The sequence below is a fragment of the Pseudomonas sp. NPDC007930 genome (assembly GCF_042958985.1).
GTDB lineage: Bacteria > Pseudomonadota > Gammaproteobacteria > Pseudomonadales > Pseudomonadaceae > Aquipseudomonas.
Genome location: NZ_JBIBKC010000001.1, coordinates 559,782 through 574,252 on the forward strand (window position 1 = coordinate 559,782; position 14,471 = coordinate 574,252).

The following is a 14,471-nucleotide window of genomic DNA, read 5'->3' on the forward strand; positions in this document are numbered from 1 at the left end:
ACCGCTGCTATGAGCCGTTCTAACCTGGAGCTGTACCAGGACACTCAGATCGACGTCGCCACCATCCTGCGCATGCTGGTCGACCACAAGTACCTGATTGCCACGATGACCGGCTTGTGCACGGCCCTGGGCATTCTCTACGCGGTGCTGGCAACCCCGGTGTACCAGGCCAACGCGATGATCCAGATCGAACCGAAAAAAATCGGCATCGACGCCACGCCCATGGTCAGCAGCAAGCCCACTTCGGTGTCCGAAGCGGCCACCGAGATCGAACTGATCAAGTCCCGCGCGGTGCTCACCCGGGTGGTCAGCGACCTGAAGCTCGACGTGATCGCCACCCCGCGCTACTTCCCCGGCGTCGGCCGCTGGATGGCGCGCCGCTTCAATGCCGAAGACGGCCAGGCGCTGGCCACCCCGCTGATGGGCCTGGGTGCCTACGCCTGGGGCGGCGAGAAGCTTGACGTATACGCCTTCAACGTGCCCGAAGAGCTGCTCGGCCAACGCCTGGTATTGACCGCCGGCGACAACGGCAGCTTCACCCTGCGCGACAAAAAAGGCAGCACCCTGGCCGAGGGCCAGGTCGGTGACGAGGTCGACCAGCACGGCGTGCAGATCCAACTGGCCGAACTCAATGCGCGCCCCGGCACCGAGTTCTACCTCACCCGCAACCGCCAACTGCCCACCGCGCTGGAGTACCAGGACCGCCTGAAAGTCGCCGAGGCGGGCAAGGATTCGGGCATCGTCTACCTGTCGATCCAAGACCCAGACCCGTCCAAGGCCATCGCCGTGCTGGATGAAGTCAGCCAGCTGTACGTGCGCCAGAACGTCGAGCGCAGCTCGGCCGAGGCCGCCCAGCGCCTGGAATTTCTGCGCTCGCAACTGCCGGTGGTGCGCAAGGAACTGGAGAAATCCGAAAAAGCCCTGAACGACTACCAGAGCAAAACCCGCTCGGTCGACATCAGCCTGGAAACCCGCTCGGTGCTCGACCAAGTGGTGAACTACGACAACCAGCTGTCCGAGCTGCGCCTCAAGCGCGCCGACCTCGACCGCCTCTATACCCGCCAGCACCCGGCCTCGGTCGCCCTCGGCCAGCAGATCAGCCAACTCGAAGGGCAGAAGGCCGGCCTGCAGAACCGCATCAAGGCCCTGCCGCAAACCCAGCAGGAACTGCTGCGCCTGACCCGTGACATGCAGGTCACCACGCAAACCTACACCCTGCTGCTGAACAAGGCCCAGGAGCAGGACATCATCCGCGCCGGCAACATCGGCAACGTGCGCATCATCGACAAGGCCGACAGCAACATCGAGCAGCCGGTCAAGCCGATGCGGCCGTTGATCATCGCCCTGGCAGCGGTGATCGGCGCGCTGCTGGCGGTGGGCATCATCTTCCTGCGCCAAGCCTTCTACCGCGGCGTGGAAAACCCCGAGACCATCGAAAACCTGGGCATGCCGGTGTACGCCTCGCTGCCGCTGTCGCGCCGCCAGGACCGCCTGAAAAAACAACGCGAAGCCGGCCAGTCGCGGCTGCTGAGCATCACCGAGCCCAGCGAGCTGGCGGTGGAGTCGCTGCGCAGCCTGCGCACCAGCCTGCACTTCGCCATGCTCGAGGCACGCAACAACGTGCTGATGATCACCAGCCCCACCCCGGGCGTGGGCAAGTCGTTCGTGTGCGGCAACCTCGCGGTGGTGATCGCCCAGGCCGGCAAGCGCGTGCTGTTGATCGACGCCGACATGCGCAAAGGCTACCTGGCCAAGACCTTCGGCCAGCAGCCGGAGCTGGGCCTGAGCGACGCCCTGGCCAACCGCGCCACCTTCAAGGAGGTGGTGCTCGACACCGGCGTGGAACACCTGCACCTGATCGGCAGTGGCTACGCCGCGCCGAACCCCTCTGAGCTGTTGATGCACGACAACTTCAGCAAGTTGCTCCGTGAGGTGGCCCCGCAGTACGACCTGGTGATCGTCGACACCCCGCCGATCATGGCCGTGACCGACGCCGCCCTGGTCGGCCGCCAGGCCGGCACCACCCTGCTGGTGGCGCGCTTCGGCCAGAGCACCGAGAAAGAGATCGAAACCTCCAAGCGCCGCCTGGGCCAGAACGGCGTGCTGATCAAGGGCGCGATCTTCAACGCGGTGCAACGCAAGGCCAGCACCGCCGAATACGACACCGCGGCGTACGGCTACTACACGCCCACCAAGAAGTGACCTGACGCGCACACGGAGGCAACGGACATGACCACCACCCTTGCAATGATGCAGCCGTACTGGTTCCCCTACCTGGGTTACTTCCAGCTGATCGCCGCCGCCGACGCCTTCGTGCTCGGCGACGACCTGCAGTACATCAAGGATGGCTGGATCAACCGCAACCGGATCCTCTGTGGCGGCGCGCCGTGGATGTTCAGCCTGCCGCTGAAAAAGGCCGCCCACGGGCTGGCGATCAACCAGCGCGAGCTGGCCGACGACACCCCGGCGGCGATGGCCAAGCTGCTCAAGACCCTCGCCCTGCACTACGCCCGCGCGCCGCACCAGGCCGAGGTGCTGCCGCTGCTGGAAACCCTGATGCTGCACCCGGAACGCAACCTGGCGCGCTACCTGGAGCATTCGCTGCGTAAAACCTGCGACTACCTGGGCATCACCACGCCGATCCTGATCGCCTCTGACCTGCACATCCGCGAGGTGCAAGACAAACAGGACCGGGTGATCAAAACGATGCACAAGCTCGGCGGCCAGCGTTACCTCAACCCGGTGGGTGGCCTTGACCTGTACGACCAGGCCACCTTCAGCGCCGCCGGGCTGGAGCTGCGCTTTCACCGCATGAACGCCATCGAGTACCCGCAACTCAAGGGGCCGTTCGTGCCCTACCTGTCGATCATCGACGTGCTGATGTTCAACCCCGTCGAACGGATTCGCCACTGGCTACCTGATTTCGCCTGCCTTATGCCCAAGCCCGCCGCCGGCGCGCCTTTGCGCTCCGAAGTGGCCTGAACGCACACCGCAACGCTGTACCGCCGAAATTCGAGCCCTCTTGCATAGGAACGCAGTCATGAACGCCTTCACCCAGATCGCCCAGCCCCAGTGGTTCCTGATCCAGACCAAACCGCGCCAGGAAGCCCGCGCCGAAGAGCACCTGCTGCGCCAGCAGTTCCAGTGCTACCGCCCCGAACAGCCGGCCAACGCCGCGCGCAAGGGCAGCGACCAGGCGCTGTTCCCCGGCTACCTGTTCATTCGCATGGCCGCCCACGACAACTGGTACCCGATCCGCTCGACCCGTGGCGTGGCCCGGGTGGTGGCGTTCGGCGCGGCGCCGTGCCCGGTGCCGGATGCGTTGATCGAGCAGATCCGCCAGCGCCTGGCGCAACCCTGCCAGCCGGTGGCCTTCGTGCAGGGCGAGGCGGTCAAGGTGAAGGCCGGCGGCAGCGAGCTGCAGGCGATCTTCCTCTGCGACGACGGCGACGAGCGCGCGGTGATCCTGCTCACCCTGCTGCAGCGCCAGCAACGGGTGGTGCTGCCCAAGCAACAACTCGAGCGCCTGGTGGCGCACGCCTGCTGAGCCCCGCGCCGCTGCCCGAGGAGTACCGGATGAACACCACCACTACCCTGGTCACCCTCACCTACGGTGACCGTATCGAATACCTCAAGGCCCTGATCAGCCGTTCGCTGGGCAGCCCGCGCATCGGCCGGGTGATCGTGGTCAGCAACGCCTCGCGCTCCAACCTCGCCAGCCTGGTGGAGCAATGGCCCGGCCAGGTCGAGCTGGTGCACCTGCCCTCCAACACCGGCTCGGCCTACGGCTACCGGGTGGGCATCCAGGCGGCGCTGGACAGCGGCGCCGAACAGATCTGGCTGATGGACGACGACAACGCGCCGACCCTCGGCGCGATCGAGGCGCTGCACCGGCGCCTGGCCGAAAGCCAGGCCCAGGTGGGCCGGGAAAACGCCGCGGTGATCGGCTTTCGCCCCGGCCACCAGGCCGACATCGCCGCCGGCGTGCCGCGCGCCTTCGCCGTGCAGTGGCGCTCGAGCTGCTTTGGCTTTCACATCGCCCAACTGCCGTACAAGATCTGGCGCCGCCTGCCATTCGGCCGGCCGCAGCCGAAGGCGCGCATGGTGCCACTGGTGAAGCTGCCGTTCACCACCTACGGCGGCCTGCTCGGCCATGCCGACATGTACCGCAAGATCGGCCTGCCGCTCTCGGACATGGTGCTGTACGCCGACGACACCGAGTACACCTGGCGCATCACCGCCCAGGGCGGGCGCATCACCCTGGTCACCGAGGCCTTGCTCGATGACCTCGAAGAGTCGTGGAACACCAAGGGCCGCACCAACAACATCTACGAAACCTTCCTGCTCGGTAACTCCGACATGCGCGCCTACTACACCGCGCGCAACCAGGCCTGGTTCGACAAACACGTGTGGGCCGGCTCCGGCTGGCTGTACCGGCTCAACCGTGGGCTGTTTCTCTTCCTGCTGCGCCAGGTGGCTCGCCGTAAAGGCACCGGGCAACGCTTGACCCTGATCGAACAAGCCATCCGCGACGGCGAAGCCGGGCGCCTGGGCATGCATGAGTCCTTTCCGCTATGAAGATATTATTTCTCAGCAGCCTGTATTCGCCCCACGTCGGGGGCGGCGCCGAAATCGTGCTGCAACGCACGGTCGAAGGCCTGAAGGCACGCGGCGATGACGTCGTGGTCCTGGCGACCGGCCCGCAACCGGGCCTGCACGCCAGTGAAGTGCGCGGGGTGAAGGTGTACCGCGCCGGCCTGCTCAACACCTACTGGCACTACAGCGAACAACGCCCCGGGGCCCTCGCCCGCCTCGGCTGGCACCTGCGTGACCGCTACAACAGCGGCATGCGCCGGTTCATCGGCGAGGTGATCGCCCGGGAAAACGTACAACTGGTGGTGTGCCACAACCTGGCCGGCTGGTCGGTGGCGGCCTGGGACGAAATCAACAAGGCGCAACTGCCGGTGGTGCAGGTGCTGCACGACATGTACCTGCTGTGCCCCGGCAGCAACATGTTCCGCAAGAACAGCGCCTGCAATACGCCCTGCACCCTGTGCCGCAGTTTCCGCCAGGGCCACGCCGAGCGCTCGGCGCAGGTCGACGCGGTGGTCGGCGTAAGCCGCTTCCTGCTCGACCGCCTTCGAAGCCAGAACTTCTTCCGCAAGGCCCAGGCGCAGGTGATCTACAACGCCAGCCCCATGGCCGACGGCGCGGTCAGCGGCCGCTTCGGCGAACCGCGCGGCGCCGACCGCCCGCTGCGCTTTGGCTACATGGGCACGCTGTCGGAGCAAAAAGGCCTGCGCTGGATGATCGAGCAGTTCCGCAAGCTGAGCTTCCCGGCCACCCTGAGCATCGCCGGGCGCGGCCAGCTCGACTACGAGCAAGAGCTCAAGGCCCTGGCCGATGCGCCGAACATCGAGTTCGTCGGTTACCAGTCGCCAGAGAGCTTCTACCGGCAGATCGACGTGGCGATCGTGCCGTCGATCTGGCACGAGCCGTTCGGCCTGGTCGCGGTGGAAGCCTGCGCCCACGCCGTGCCGGTGATCGCCAGCCAGCGCGGCGGGCTGCCGGAGATCATCCAGGAAGAGGTCAACGGCCTGCTCTGCGACCCGAGCGAGCCGCAGTCGCTGGGCCAGGCCATGACCCGCCTGAACCGCGACCCGGTATTGCGTGACCGCCTGGCCAGCCAGGCCCGCGCCAGCGTTGAGCACTTCCTGGACCAGGAGCGGATGCTCGACCACTACCAGGCGCTTTTCCAACACGTCGTGCAGAACAGAAGCCCGCGCCATGATAACGACATTGCCCTTTACAGCCTCTGAGGCGGCCCGCCCCCAGCGGCGGCTGCTGGCCTTCCACACGTCCACGGTGATGGTCTGGACGGCCATCAGCCTGATCGTGATGGAGACCTTTTCCGGGGCGCTGCGCTATTACCTCGACCTGGCCCACCTGGCGCCGTTGATGTACGTGCCCAAGGCGCTGTGCTCGCTGATGTTCGCCTATGAGTTGATCCGGGTGAAGGCCAACCGCGCGTTCTGGCTGTGCGTGATCGCCCTGGCGGCGTCGTGCCTGCTGGCGCTGCTGCACGGGGCGGCGTTGAACAACGTGATCTTCAGCCTGTTCATGTACAGCCCGCTGTTGTTCGGGATCATCTGCGGCATCCACCTGGAGCACCGCAAGCGCCTGCTGGCCTGGGTGATCGGCCTGTGCCTGCTGGCGTCGATCCTGGGTATTCTGCTCGACCGCTACGCCAGCGTGCCGTGGAAGGGCTACAGCTACAACCTTGGCGACACCGAGCTCAAGGGCAACACCGCCTGGACCAGCGGCGACAACGACCGCCTGGCCGGCTTTGCCCGGCAATCGACAATGGCCGCCATGCTGCTGGCGAGCTTCGCCCTGTACCTGAGCGCCTACACCCGCTCGTGGTTGAAGCTGGCGGTGCTGTTCGCCGCCACCCTGGGCGCGGTGTACATGACCACCAACAAATCCACCGCCGCGGCGATGGCGATCACCCTGATGGTGCTACCGCTGATGCGCGCGCCGATGCTCTGCCGGCTGGCGATCCTGGTGGTGGTGGGGATGGGCGTGGCGCTGCCGCTGCTGAGCCTGATGATCGACTTCGACCCGACCAAGACCACCGGCGCGTCGGTGCTGGCGTCGTTCTACGACCGCCTGGTGAACACCTGGCCCACGGTGGTGGCGCGGGTGACCGAGCAAGGCCTGGACTGGACCCTGTTCGGCGGTGGCTTCGGCCTGATCGGCAGCAGTGTGTCGCTGTTCCCGGTGTACAGCGCCCAACCCTCGGCGATCTGCGACAACACCCTGCTGTACCTGTGGGCCGGCTTCGGCCTGGCCGGGGCGCTGCTGTACCTGGCGGCGGTGCCGTTGATGTTCCGCCTGCTGGCCAAGCGCACCCCCACCGCCACCGCCTACCTGACCATCACCTTCTGCACGGTGCTGGTGAGCTGGACCACCGACGTGCTCGAGCTGTCAGTGGGCAACCTGTTCCTGGGCCTGGCGGTGAGCCATGTGCTGTTGCGCAAAGCGATGCCTACCCACACCTCGTTGGCCGACCGGAGAGCTGTCGATCGTGACCAAGTCCCTGATCCCTTCAAAGCGCTTTAACCTCGCCACGCTGGCCTGCGCCGCCCTGCTGAGCCTGGCCAGCGGCGCCCGCGCCGAGGGCTTTATCGTCGGTGTGGGCACCCATTTGCTCAACGCCCCGGGAGATGTGACCCCGGCCATGGACTGGGCCAAGAATGCCGGCATCAGCTCGCTGCGCGACGACGCCTGGTGGGCCCATGTGGAGATGCAACCCGGCGTGCTGCAGGCACCGGCCGAGTGGGGCAAGTACTTTGCCGGGCAACAAACGCTGGGCCTGGATGGCGTGCTGATCCTTGGCTACGGCAACCAGTTCTACAACCGCGACGCCAAGCCGGTGGCACAAACCGTGCGCAACGGCTTCGCCCGCTATGTGGACTGGGTAACCCAGCGGCTGAAGGGCCAGGCGGCGTTCTGGGAAATCTACAACGAGTGGGACATCGCCAAGCCGCGCATGGGCGTGGAGGCCGACAGCAAGGCCTACCTGAAGCTGGTGCGCGACACCGCCCCGCAGGTGCGCCAGAACGACCCGCAAGCGCGCCTGCTGGCCGGCGCGATCACCAGTGAAGGCATCAAAAAGGGCTTTGCCGACCGTTTGGTGCAGGGCGGGGTGATGCAGCAGGTCGACGGCCTTAGCCTGCACCCCTATGTGCACTGTGAAAAACGCAACGACGGCTACACCCCGGAGCACTGGATCGGCTGGATGCGTGAGGTGTCGCGGCACCTCGATGAGCTCAACGGCGGCCAGCCGGTGCCGCTGTACCTGACCGAAATGGGCTGGCACAGCACCGCAGACCGCCACCCCTGTGGGGTAGGCGCAGACACCCAGGCAGCGTTCCTGGCCCGTAGCTTCTTGCTGGCGCGCACCCTGCCGGCGATCAAGGGCATGTGGTGGTACGACCTGGTCAACGATGGCACCGACCCGGCCGACCAGGAGCACAACTTCGGCCTGCTCAACGCCGACCTCACGCCCAAGCCGGCCTACCGCGTGCTCAAGGCCATCAGCCGGCTGCTGCGCGAAGGCGAGCTGCTGCAGCAACAGGCTGGCGCCGATGGCGTGCAACTGCTGCTGTTCCGCCTGGGCAACGACCACCTGCTGGCGGCCTGGAAACCCGGCCGCAGCACCGAAGTGCAACTGAATACGGACGGCCCGGTGGCGGGCCCGGTGCGCGTGCTCGACACCCGCCAGGCCGACGCCGGCGTGGTCAGCGCCCCGGCCCAATGGCAGTGCCAGCCCCAAGGCTGCAGCGTGACCCTGCCCCTCGGTGAATTCCCGCTGTTGATCAGCCTCGGCCAGGCCCGGCTGGCAGCGCCCACTCTTTCGCAGGACTGAACCGATGATCGTGATCAACGCGCGTTTTTTGACCCAGGAGCTGCGCGGCGTGCAGCGCTTCGCCGAACAGATCGCCCTGCACCTGAAGGCCCTGCGCGATGACCTGGTGGTCGTCTGCCCGCCGGGCATCCGCATGCACGCCAGCGCCGAAGCGCTGGGCGCCCAGGTGATCGGCAGCCACGGTGGCCACCTGTGGGAGCAATGGGACCTGCCGCGCTACCTGGCGCGCCAGGGCAAGCCGCTGCTGCTGTCGCTGTGCGCCACCGCGCCGCTGTTCTACCGCAACCAGCTGGCCACCCACCACGACATCACCTACGTGCGCCACCCGGCCAGCTACAGCCGGGCGTTCCGCACCAGCTACCGGCTGATGACCCCACAACTGCTGCGCGCCGCGCGCGGGCTGATCACCGTCAGCCAGTTTTCCCAGCGCGAGATCAGCGAGTTCTACGGCTACCCCAGCGAGCGCATCCTGGTGGTGCCCAACGCCGTCAGCGAGGCCTTCCAGCCGGGCGAGCCGATCCAGCCCGAGCCGCGCTACCTGCTGGCGGTCAGCTCGCCCAGCGCGCACAAGAACTTCGCCCGGATGATCAGCGCATTCCTCGCGCTGAAGGGCATGGACCACGTCGAGCTGCGCATCGTCGGCGGCGGCGGCGGGATCTTCGCCAACGCCGGGCTGGAACAGCAGGCCAATGCCGACCCGCGCATTCGCTGGCTGGGGCGCCTCAGCGACGAAGCGCTGATTGCCCAGTACCAGGGCGCGTCGGCCTTTGTGTTTCCTTCGCTGTACGAAGGCTTCGGCATCCCGCCGCTGGAGGCCCAGGCCTGCGGCTGCCCGGTGCTGGCGGCCAATGCGGCGTCGATCCCGGAAGTGCTGCAGTCCAGCGCGCTGTACTTCGACCCGCTCGACGTCGAGCACATGACCCGCGCCATGGCGCTGGCCCTGAGCAACGTCACGGTGCGCCAGCACCTGCGCACCCTGGGCCTGCACAACGTGGCGCGGTTCAGTTGGGAGCAGTCCGCGCAGTTGATCAGCGACCGCCTAGACCTGCTGCTGCAAAACCCTCAAGGGCGCTCCAATCCTCAGAACAATAAAACGCCAACCACTTTGAAACGGGCGCTCAGCGCCGAGGAGCATCCATGAAAATCGCCATCGTCCATGACTGGCTAGTGACCTTCGCGGGGGCCGAGCGGGTCTTGGCCTCGATGCTGAAGATCTGGCCAGACGCCGACCTGTTCGCGGTCATCGATTTCCTCAGTGATGAAGACCGCGCCAAGCTGGGCGGCAAACGCGCCAAGACCACCTTCATCCAGCGCTTGCCCAAGGCCCGCAGCGCCTACCAGCGTTACCTGCCGCTGATGCCGATGGCCATCGAGCAGCTCGACCTGTCGGGCTACGACCTGATCCTCTCGAGCAGCCACGCGGTGGCCAAGGGCGTGCTCAGCGGGCCGAACCAACTGCACGTGAGCTATGTGCACTCGCCGATCCGCTACGCCTGGGACCTGCAGCACCAGTACCTGAACGAAAGCGGCATGGGCCGTGGCCTCAAGGGCAAGCTGGCGCGGATGATCCTGCATTACATGCGCATGTGGGACCAGCGCACCGCCGCCTCGGTCGACACCTTCGTGGCCAACTCGCGGTTCATTGGCCGGCGCATCGAAAAAGCCTACCGGCGCGAATCGACGGTGATCTACCCACCGGTCGACACCCGCGGCTTTACCCTGCAGAACGACAAGCAGGATTACTACGTGACCGCCTCGCGGATGGTCCCGTACAAGCGCATCCCAATGATCGTCGAGGCCTTCAAGGCGATGCCCGACAAACGCCTGGTGGTGATCGGCGACGGCCCGGAAATGGACAAGGCCCGGCAGGTCGGCGCGGCGAACGTGAGCCTGCTCGGCCACCAGCCGTTCGACGTGCTGCGCATGCACCTGCAGAACGCCAAGGGCTTCGTGTTCGCCGCCGAGGAAGACTTCGGCATCAGCCCAGTGGAAGCCCAGGCCTGCGGCACCCCGGTGATCGCCTTTGGCCGTGGCGGCGCCCTGGAAACCGTGCGCGGGCTGGACCACGAAGCGCCCACCGGGGTGTTCTACGACCGCCAAACCCCCGAAGCGCTGGTCGCCGCCGTGGCCCAGTTCGAAAGCCAGGCCGGGCGTTTCAGCGCCCAGGCCTGCCGCGACAACGCCGAGCGGTTTTCGGAAAAACACTTCGAACGCCAGCTCAGCCAGCTGGTGGCGCAGTTGCTGGAAAAAGAAGGCGTGGTGCCGGCCAGCGAGCCTGCCGCGCCGCGTTTGACCCTGGCCACCACCACCCCGTTGGCCGCCGCTGTTACCTCTGCCTGACCCTGTGTTTTCAATCAAGCGAGAAGTCTGATTCTCCAAGGACGATCACCATGAAATCCAAGCTTTTGGTTGCCCTGATGTGTAGCGCAGTTCTGCAAGGGTGCGCTTTCGCCCCCGGCCAGCACATGACGCCGGACGATGTGAAAGACGAAGCCATGACCGACCCGGTGAACGTGGTGCAGATCACCAGCACCACCGCCCGCCAGCAACAGGTGATCTACACCGCCCCGCCGGTGGCCCAGGCGTTGTTGAGCTACCGCCCCGGTGACTACCGCATCGGCCCGGGCGACGGCCTGATCGTCACGGTGTGGGAGCACCAGGAGCTGAACTCCCCGGCCGGGCAGACCCAAGGCGATTCCAGCTCACGGATCGTGCGTAACGACGGCAGCATCTATTACCCCTACATCGAGTCGATCAGCGCCGGTGGCAAGACCGTCGAGCAGTTTCGCAACGACCTGCAGGTGGCCCTGTCGAAGTACCTGACCGTGGCCAAGGTCGATGTGAACATCGAAACCTACAACAGCCAGCGGGTGATCCTCTCCGGGGCCTTCCGCAGCCCTGGCCCGCAAGCGCTGACCAACGTGCCGCTGTCGCTGGTCAACGCGGTCAGCCGCGCCGGTGGCGAGGCCGAGAACGCCAACCTGGCGGGGCTGATCCTCAAGCGCGACGGGCATGAGTACACCCTCGACATCGACACCCTCAACCGCGCCGGTTCGCAACTGGGCGGGATTTACCTGAAGGACGGCGACCAGCTGCACCTGGGTAACAACCGCGCCAACACCATTTACGTGCTGGGCGAGGTGCGCAACCCGCAAACCCTGAACTACGGCACCAGTACCTACAACCTGATGCAGGCGCTGGGCAGTGCCGGTGGGCTGGCCCAGGACACCGCCGCGGCCGAGGCGGTGTACGTGATCCGCAACCCGCAGGCGGGTGAAAAACAACCGGCCACGGTGTTCTACCTCGACGCCAAGAAACCCACGGCCTTCCTGCTGGCCCGCGAGTTTGACCTGCAGCCGTCGGACGTGGTGTTCGTCGGCCCGGCCAACATCACCCGCTGGAACCGCTTCATCAGCCAGCTGTTGCCGTCGGCCACGGTGGTCGGCACCACCGCGGCGTTCCGCAACTGACCGGCGGCGCGCCCCGCTCGGGCGGCGGGGCGCGCAGCTTGTCCGTTTTGTACTGTTGCCTGGGCGAGCATATCCGCTAGGATGGGGGCACATTGCCCACGGATTGGACCCTTGCCCATGCCGCCCAACCTCGCCAGCTTCAGCGAAGTGCTGCTCGACAACGGGCTGAAAGTACGGCTGCTTCACGAGCCACGGCTGAAAAAAGCCGCGGCGTTCTTGCGCGTCGATGCCGGCAGCCACGACGTCGACCCCGCCTGGCCGGGCCTGGCGCACTTTCTCGAACACCTGTTTTTTCTCGGCAGCGAGCGCCATCACGGCGAACAGGCGCTGATGGCCTATGTGCAGCGCCAGGGCGGCCAGCTGAACGCCAGCACCCGTGAGCGGCACACGGATTTTTTCTTCGAAGTACCGCCGGTCGCCTTGGCCGGCGCCCTCGAACGCCTCTGCGAGATGCTCGCGCGGCCGCGTTTGTCGCCGGCGGACCAACGCCGCGAGCGGGAGGTGCTGCACGCCGAATTCATCGCCTGGTCGCGCGATGCCGAGGCCCAGCACCAGGTATGGTTGGCCGCGCCGTTGTCGGCGCGCCACCCGCTGCGGGCGTTCCATGCGGGTAACCGCTACAGCCTGCCGCTGGGCAACGCCGACTTCCAGCAGGCGCTGGTGAACTTCCACCAGCGCTACTTCAATGCCGCGCAGATCACCCTGTGCATCGCCGGCCCGCAATCGCCCGACAGCCTACGCTCGGTGGCCCAGCGCTGCGGCCAGTTGCTGCCCGGCGGCGCGCGGGTGCAGCAGCCGCTGCCGCCGGCCCTGCGCGACGCCAGCGGCGACTTCCCGCCTCGGCAAGACCCGGCCCGGCTGAACCTGGTGTTCGCCTGCGAAGACCTCCCCAGCGGCGCCGCGCTGGCGATCGACTTTCTCACCACCTGGTGCACCAACCCCCAGCCCGGCGGCCTGCTCGCCGAGCTGCAGCGCCGCGACCTGATCGAAAGCGTGCAGGTGCGGCCGCTGTACCTGTACGCCGGCCAGGCGGTCATCGACTTCGACTTCAAGCTCACCGCCGCCGGCAGCCAGGCCCCGGCCAGCGTGGCCCAACTGTGCCTGAGCTGGCTCGAGTTCTTCGAAGCGCTGGGCGACTGGACCGCGCTGCGCGAGGAATACGCCCTGCTGCGCAAGCGCCAGCAACTGGTGGCCGGCGCCCTCGACCTGGCGCGCCAGCACATGGCCCCGGCCCAGGGTGGCGCCGAGCTCGACAACGCCGCCACCCACGCGCTGGGCAGCTTGCTGGCCCAGCTCAAGCCCGAGCAACTGCTGCACCCGCTGCCCAGCGCCAGCCAGCCCACCGCCACCGTGCACTGGCGGCTGCCGCAGCGTAACCGCTTCCTGCGCCCCAGCCGCCGCCCAGACCAACCGGTGGCGGACGTACGCGGTGTGCAATACCTGCCCAGCGCACCCAGCGCGCCGTTCGAAGGCGAGTTGTTCGTGCGCTGGCGGGTCAATGCCTCGCGCCAGCCGGGGATGACCCGGGTGCTCGACTTCAGCCTGCGGCGTTTGGCCGAAGAGGCCCGCCAAGCCGGTGTGCGGCTGACCTTCAACCGCCTGGGCGACGACTGGCAGCTACGTTTGTCGGGGGTTGCCGAGCCGCTGCCGGCGCTGGTCGAGCAAGTGGCCGAGGGGTTCGCCAGCCCACCCACCGAAGCCTGGCGCCGCCACGAGCCACGCCCCGGCGCCGCGCTGACGCCGATCCGAGAACTGCTCAAGCGCCTGCCCGAGCACTGCCTGGGCTTCTACCAGAGCATCGCCCATGATTCGCGCGAAGCCATCCAGCCCGCCACCTTGCAGAAGCTCTGGGCCAGCGCGCGCTGGGAGGCCTTGGCGGTCGGCTTCGACGGCCCGGCGCGCAGCGCGCTGAACAGCGCCCTGCGGCGCCTGCCCGGGCAACCCGGCCTGCCCACCCCGGCGCTTCCGCGCCTGCAACCCGGCAAACGCTGGAGCGCGCTGCACTGCGGCAGCGGCGAACATGCGCTGTTGCTGTTCTGCCCCGCCCCCAGCGCGTCGATCGCCGACGAAGCCGCCTGGCGCCTGCTCGCGCACCTCTCGCAAACAGCCTTTTACCAGCGCATGCGCGTCGAGCTGCAACTGGGCTACGCGGTGTTCGCCAGCTTCCGGCAGATCAGCGGCCGCCCTGGGCTGGTGTTTGGCGTGCAATCGCCGGGCACCGACCTGGCGGGCATCCTCGGGCATATCGAGCAATTTTTTGAGCAACTGCCACGCTGGGTGACCAACCTCGGTTCCAGCGCGGTGATGAGCCAAAGCCAGAGCATGGCCGCGCGCTGGAGCCTGGAAGAGCTGGACACCACCCAACTGGGCGAAACCCTCTGGCAGGCGCGCCTGGGCGGGATCAGCGAGGATTACCTGGGCCAGTTGCAGCGGGCCTTCAGCGCCCTGCGCCCGGCCGATGTGATCAGCGCCGCGCAGCGCCTGCGCGACGCCGACGCCGGCTGGCTGGCGCTGGCCAACGGGCCGGCGCCGGGGGGCAAGTGGGAGGTGCCGGGGGGGTAGTGCTCGGC

General features: G+C 67.1%; 11 protein-coding genes. All 11 read left to right on the forward strand.

The window, feature by feature from the left end:
• Positions 1-9 precede the first annotated feature (9 nt).
• The 11 genes from ACFZCE_RS02610 to pqqF all read left to right on the forward strand — a co-directional run bounded on the left by ACFZCE_RS02610 (position 10) and on the right by pqqF (position 14,463).
• Positions 10-2,202: a polysaccharide biosynthesis tyrosine autokinase gene (locus ACFZCE_RS02610; RefSeq protein ID WP_390935785.1), complete on the forward strand. Its 2,193-nt coding sequence runs from the start codon at positions 10-12 to the stop codon at positions 2,200-2,202.
• 27 nt (positions 2,203-2,229) lie between these two features.
• A complete protein-coding gene (locus ACFZCE_RS02615) occupies positions 2,230-2,982 on the forward strand; it encodes a WbqC family protein (RefSeq protein WP_390935787.1) in 753 nt (250 codons plus the stop codon).
• Between the two features lie 58 nt (positions 2,983-3,040).
• Positions 3,041-3,547, forward strand: coding sequence for a transcription/translation regulatory transformer protein RfaH (rfaH, locus tag ACFZCE_RS02620; protein ID WP_390935789.1), 507 nt, complete (start codon positions 3,041-3,043; stop codon positions 3,545-3,547).
• A gap of 29 nt (positions 3,548-3,576) precedes the next feature.
• On the forward strand, positions 3,577-4,578 hold the full coding sequence (locus ACFZCE_RS02625) for a glycosyltransferase (RefSeq protein ID WP_390935791.1): 1,002 nt from the start codon (positions 3,577-3,579) through the stop codon (positions 4,576-4,578).
• Positions 4,575-5,819: a glycosyltransferase gene (locus ACFZCE_RS02630; protein WP_390935793.1), complete on the forward strand. Its 1,245-nt coding sequence runs from the start codon at positions 4,575-4,577 to the stop codon at positions 5,817-5,819. The genes ACFZCE_RS02625 and ACFZCE_RS02630 overlap by 4 nt, the downstream gene beginning before the upstream one ends.
• The gene (locus tag ACFZCE_RS02635; RefSeq protein ID WP_390935795.1) at positions 5,788-7,122 is read left to right on the forward strand and encodes a hypothetical protein; all 1,335 of its coding nucleotides are present in this window, start codon (positions 5,788-5,790) and stop codon (positions 7,120-7,122) included. Before ACFZCE_RS02630 ends, ACFZCE_RS02635 begins: the two co-directional genes overlap by 32 nt.
• Positions 7,088-8,431, forward strand: a complete 1,344-nt coding sequence (locus ACFZCE_RS02640; protein ID WP_390935797.1) for a hypothetical protein — start codon at positions 7,088-7,090, stop codon at positions 8,429-8,431. Before ACFZCE_RS02635 ends, ACFZCE_RS02640 begins: the two co-directional genes overlap by 35 nt.
• A gap of 4 nt (positions 8,432-8,435) precedes the next feature.
• Positions 8,436-9,572, forward strand: coding sequence for a glycosyltransferase (locus tag ACFZCE_RS02645; RefSeq protein ID WP_390935799.1), 1,137 nt, complete (start codon positions 8,436-8,438; stop codon positions 9,570-9,572).
• Positions 9,569-10,771, forward strand: coding sequence for a glycosyltransferase (locus ACFZCE_RS02650; RefSeq protein WP_390935801.1), 1,203 nt, complete (start codon positions 9,569-9,571; stop codon positions 10,769-10,771). Before ACFZCE_RS02645 ends, ACFZCE_RS02650 begins: the two co-directional genes overlap by 4 nt.
• 50 nt (positions 10,772-10,821) lie before the next feature.
• On the forward strand, positions 10,822-11,901 hold the full coding sequence (locus ACFZCE_RS02655) for a polysaccharide biosynthesis/export family protein (RefSeq protein WP_390935803.1): 1,080 nt from the start codon (positions 10,822-10,824) through the stop codon (positions 11,899-11,901).
• Positions 11,902-12,018: 117 nt separating this feature from the next.
• Entirely contained in the window at positions 12,019-14,463 is a 2,445-nt protein-coding gene (gene pqqF / locus ACFZCE_RS02660) for a pyrroloquinoline quinone biosynthesis protein PqqF (protein WP_390935805.1), read from the forward strand.
• Positions 14,464-14,471: the final 8 nt, after the last annotated feature.

What these genes read in the sequence shown, in the direction of transcription:
- ACFZCE_RS02645 (WP_390935799.1), top strand. Translation starts at nt 8,436, where the DNA reads ATGATCGTGATCAACGCGCGTTTTTTGACCCAGGAGCTGCGCGGCGTG.
- ACFZCE_RS02615 (WP_390935787.1), top strand. Translation starts at nt 2,230, where the DNA reads ATGACCACCACCCTTGCAATGATGCAGCCGTACTGGTTCCCCTACCTG.
- ACFZCE_RS02635 (WP_390935795.1), top strand. Translation starts at nt 5,788, where the DNA reads ATGATAACGACATTGCCCTTTACAGCCTCTGAGGCGGCCCGCCCCCAG.
- pqqF (WP_390935805.1), top strand. Translation starts at nt 12,019, where the DNA reads ATGCCGCCCAACCTCGCCAGCTTCAGCGAAGTGCTGCTCGACAACGGG.
- ACFZCE_RS02610 (WP_390935785.1), top strand. Translation starts at nt 10, where the DNA reads ATGAGCCGTTCTAACCTGGAGCTGTACCAGGACACTCAGATCGACGTC.
- ACFZCE_RS02655 (WP_390935803.1), top strand. Translation starts at nt 10,822, where the DNA reads ATGAAATCCAAGCTTTTGGTTGCCCTGATGTGTAGCGCAGTTCTGCAA.
- ACFZCE_RS02650 (WP_390935801.1), top strand. Translation starts at nt 9,569, where the DNA reads ATGAAAATCGCCATCGTCCATGACTGGCTAGTGACCTTCGCGGGGGCC.
- rfaH (WP_390935789.1), top strand. Translation starts at nt 3,041, where the DNA reads ATGAACGCCTTCACCCAGATCGCCCAGCCCCAGTGGTTCCTGATCCAG.
- ACFZCE_RS02630 (WP_390935793.1), top strand. Translation starts at nt 4,575, where the DNA reads ATGAAGATATTATTTCTCAGCAGCCTGTATTCGCCCCACGTCGGGGGC.
- ACFZCE_RS02625 (WP_390935791.1), top strand. Translation starts at nt 3,577, where the DNA reads ATGAACACCACCACTACCCTGGTCACCCTCACCTACGGTGACCGTATC.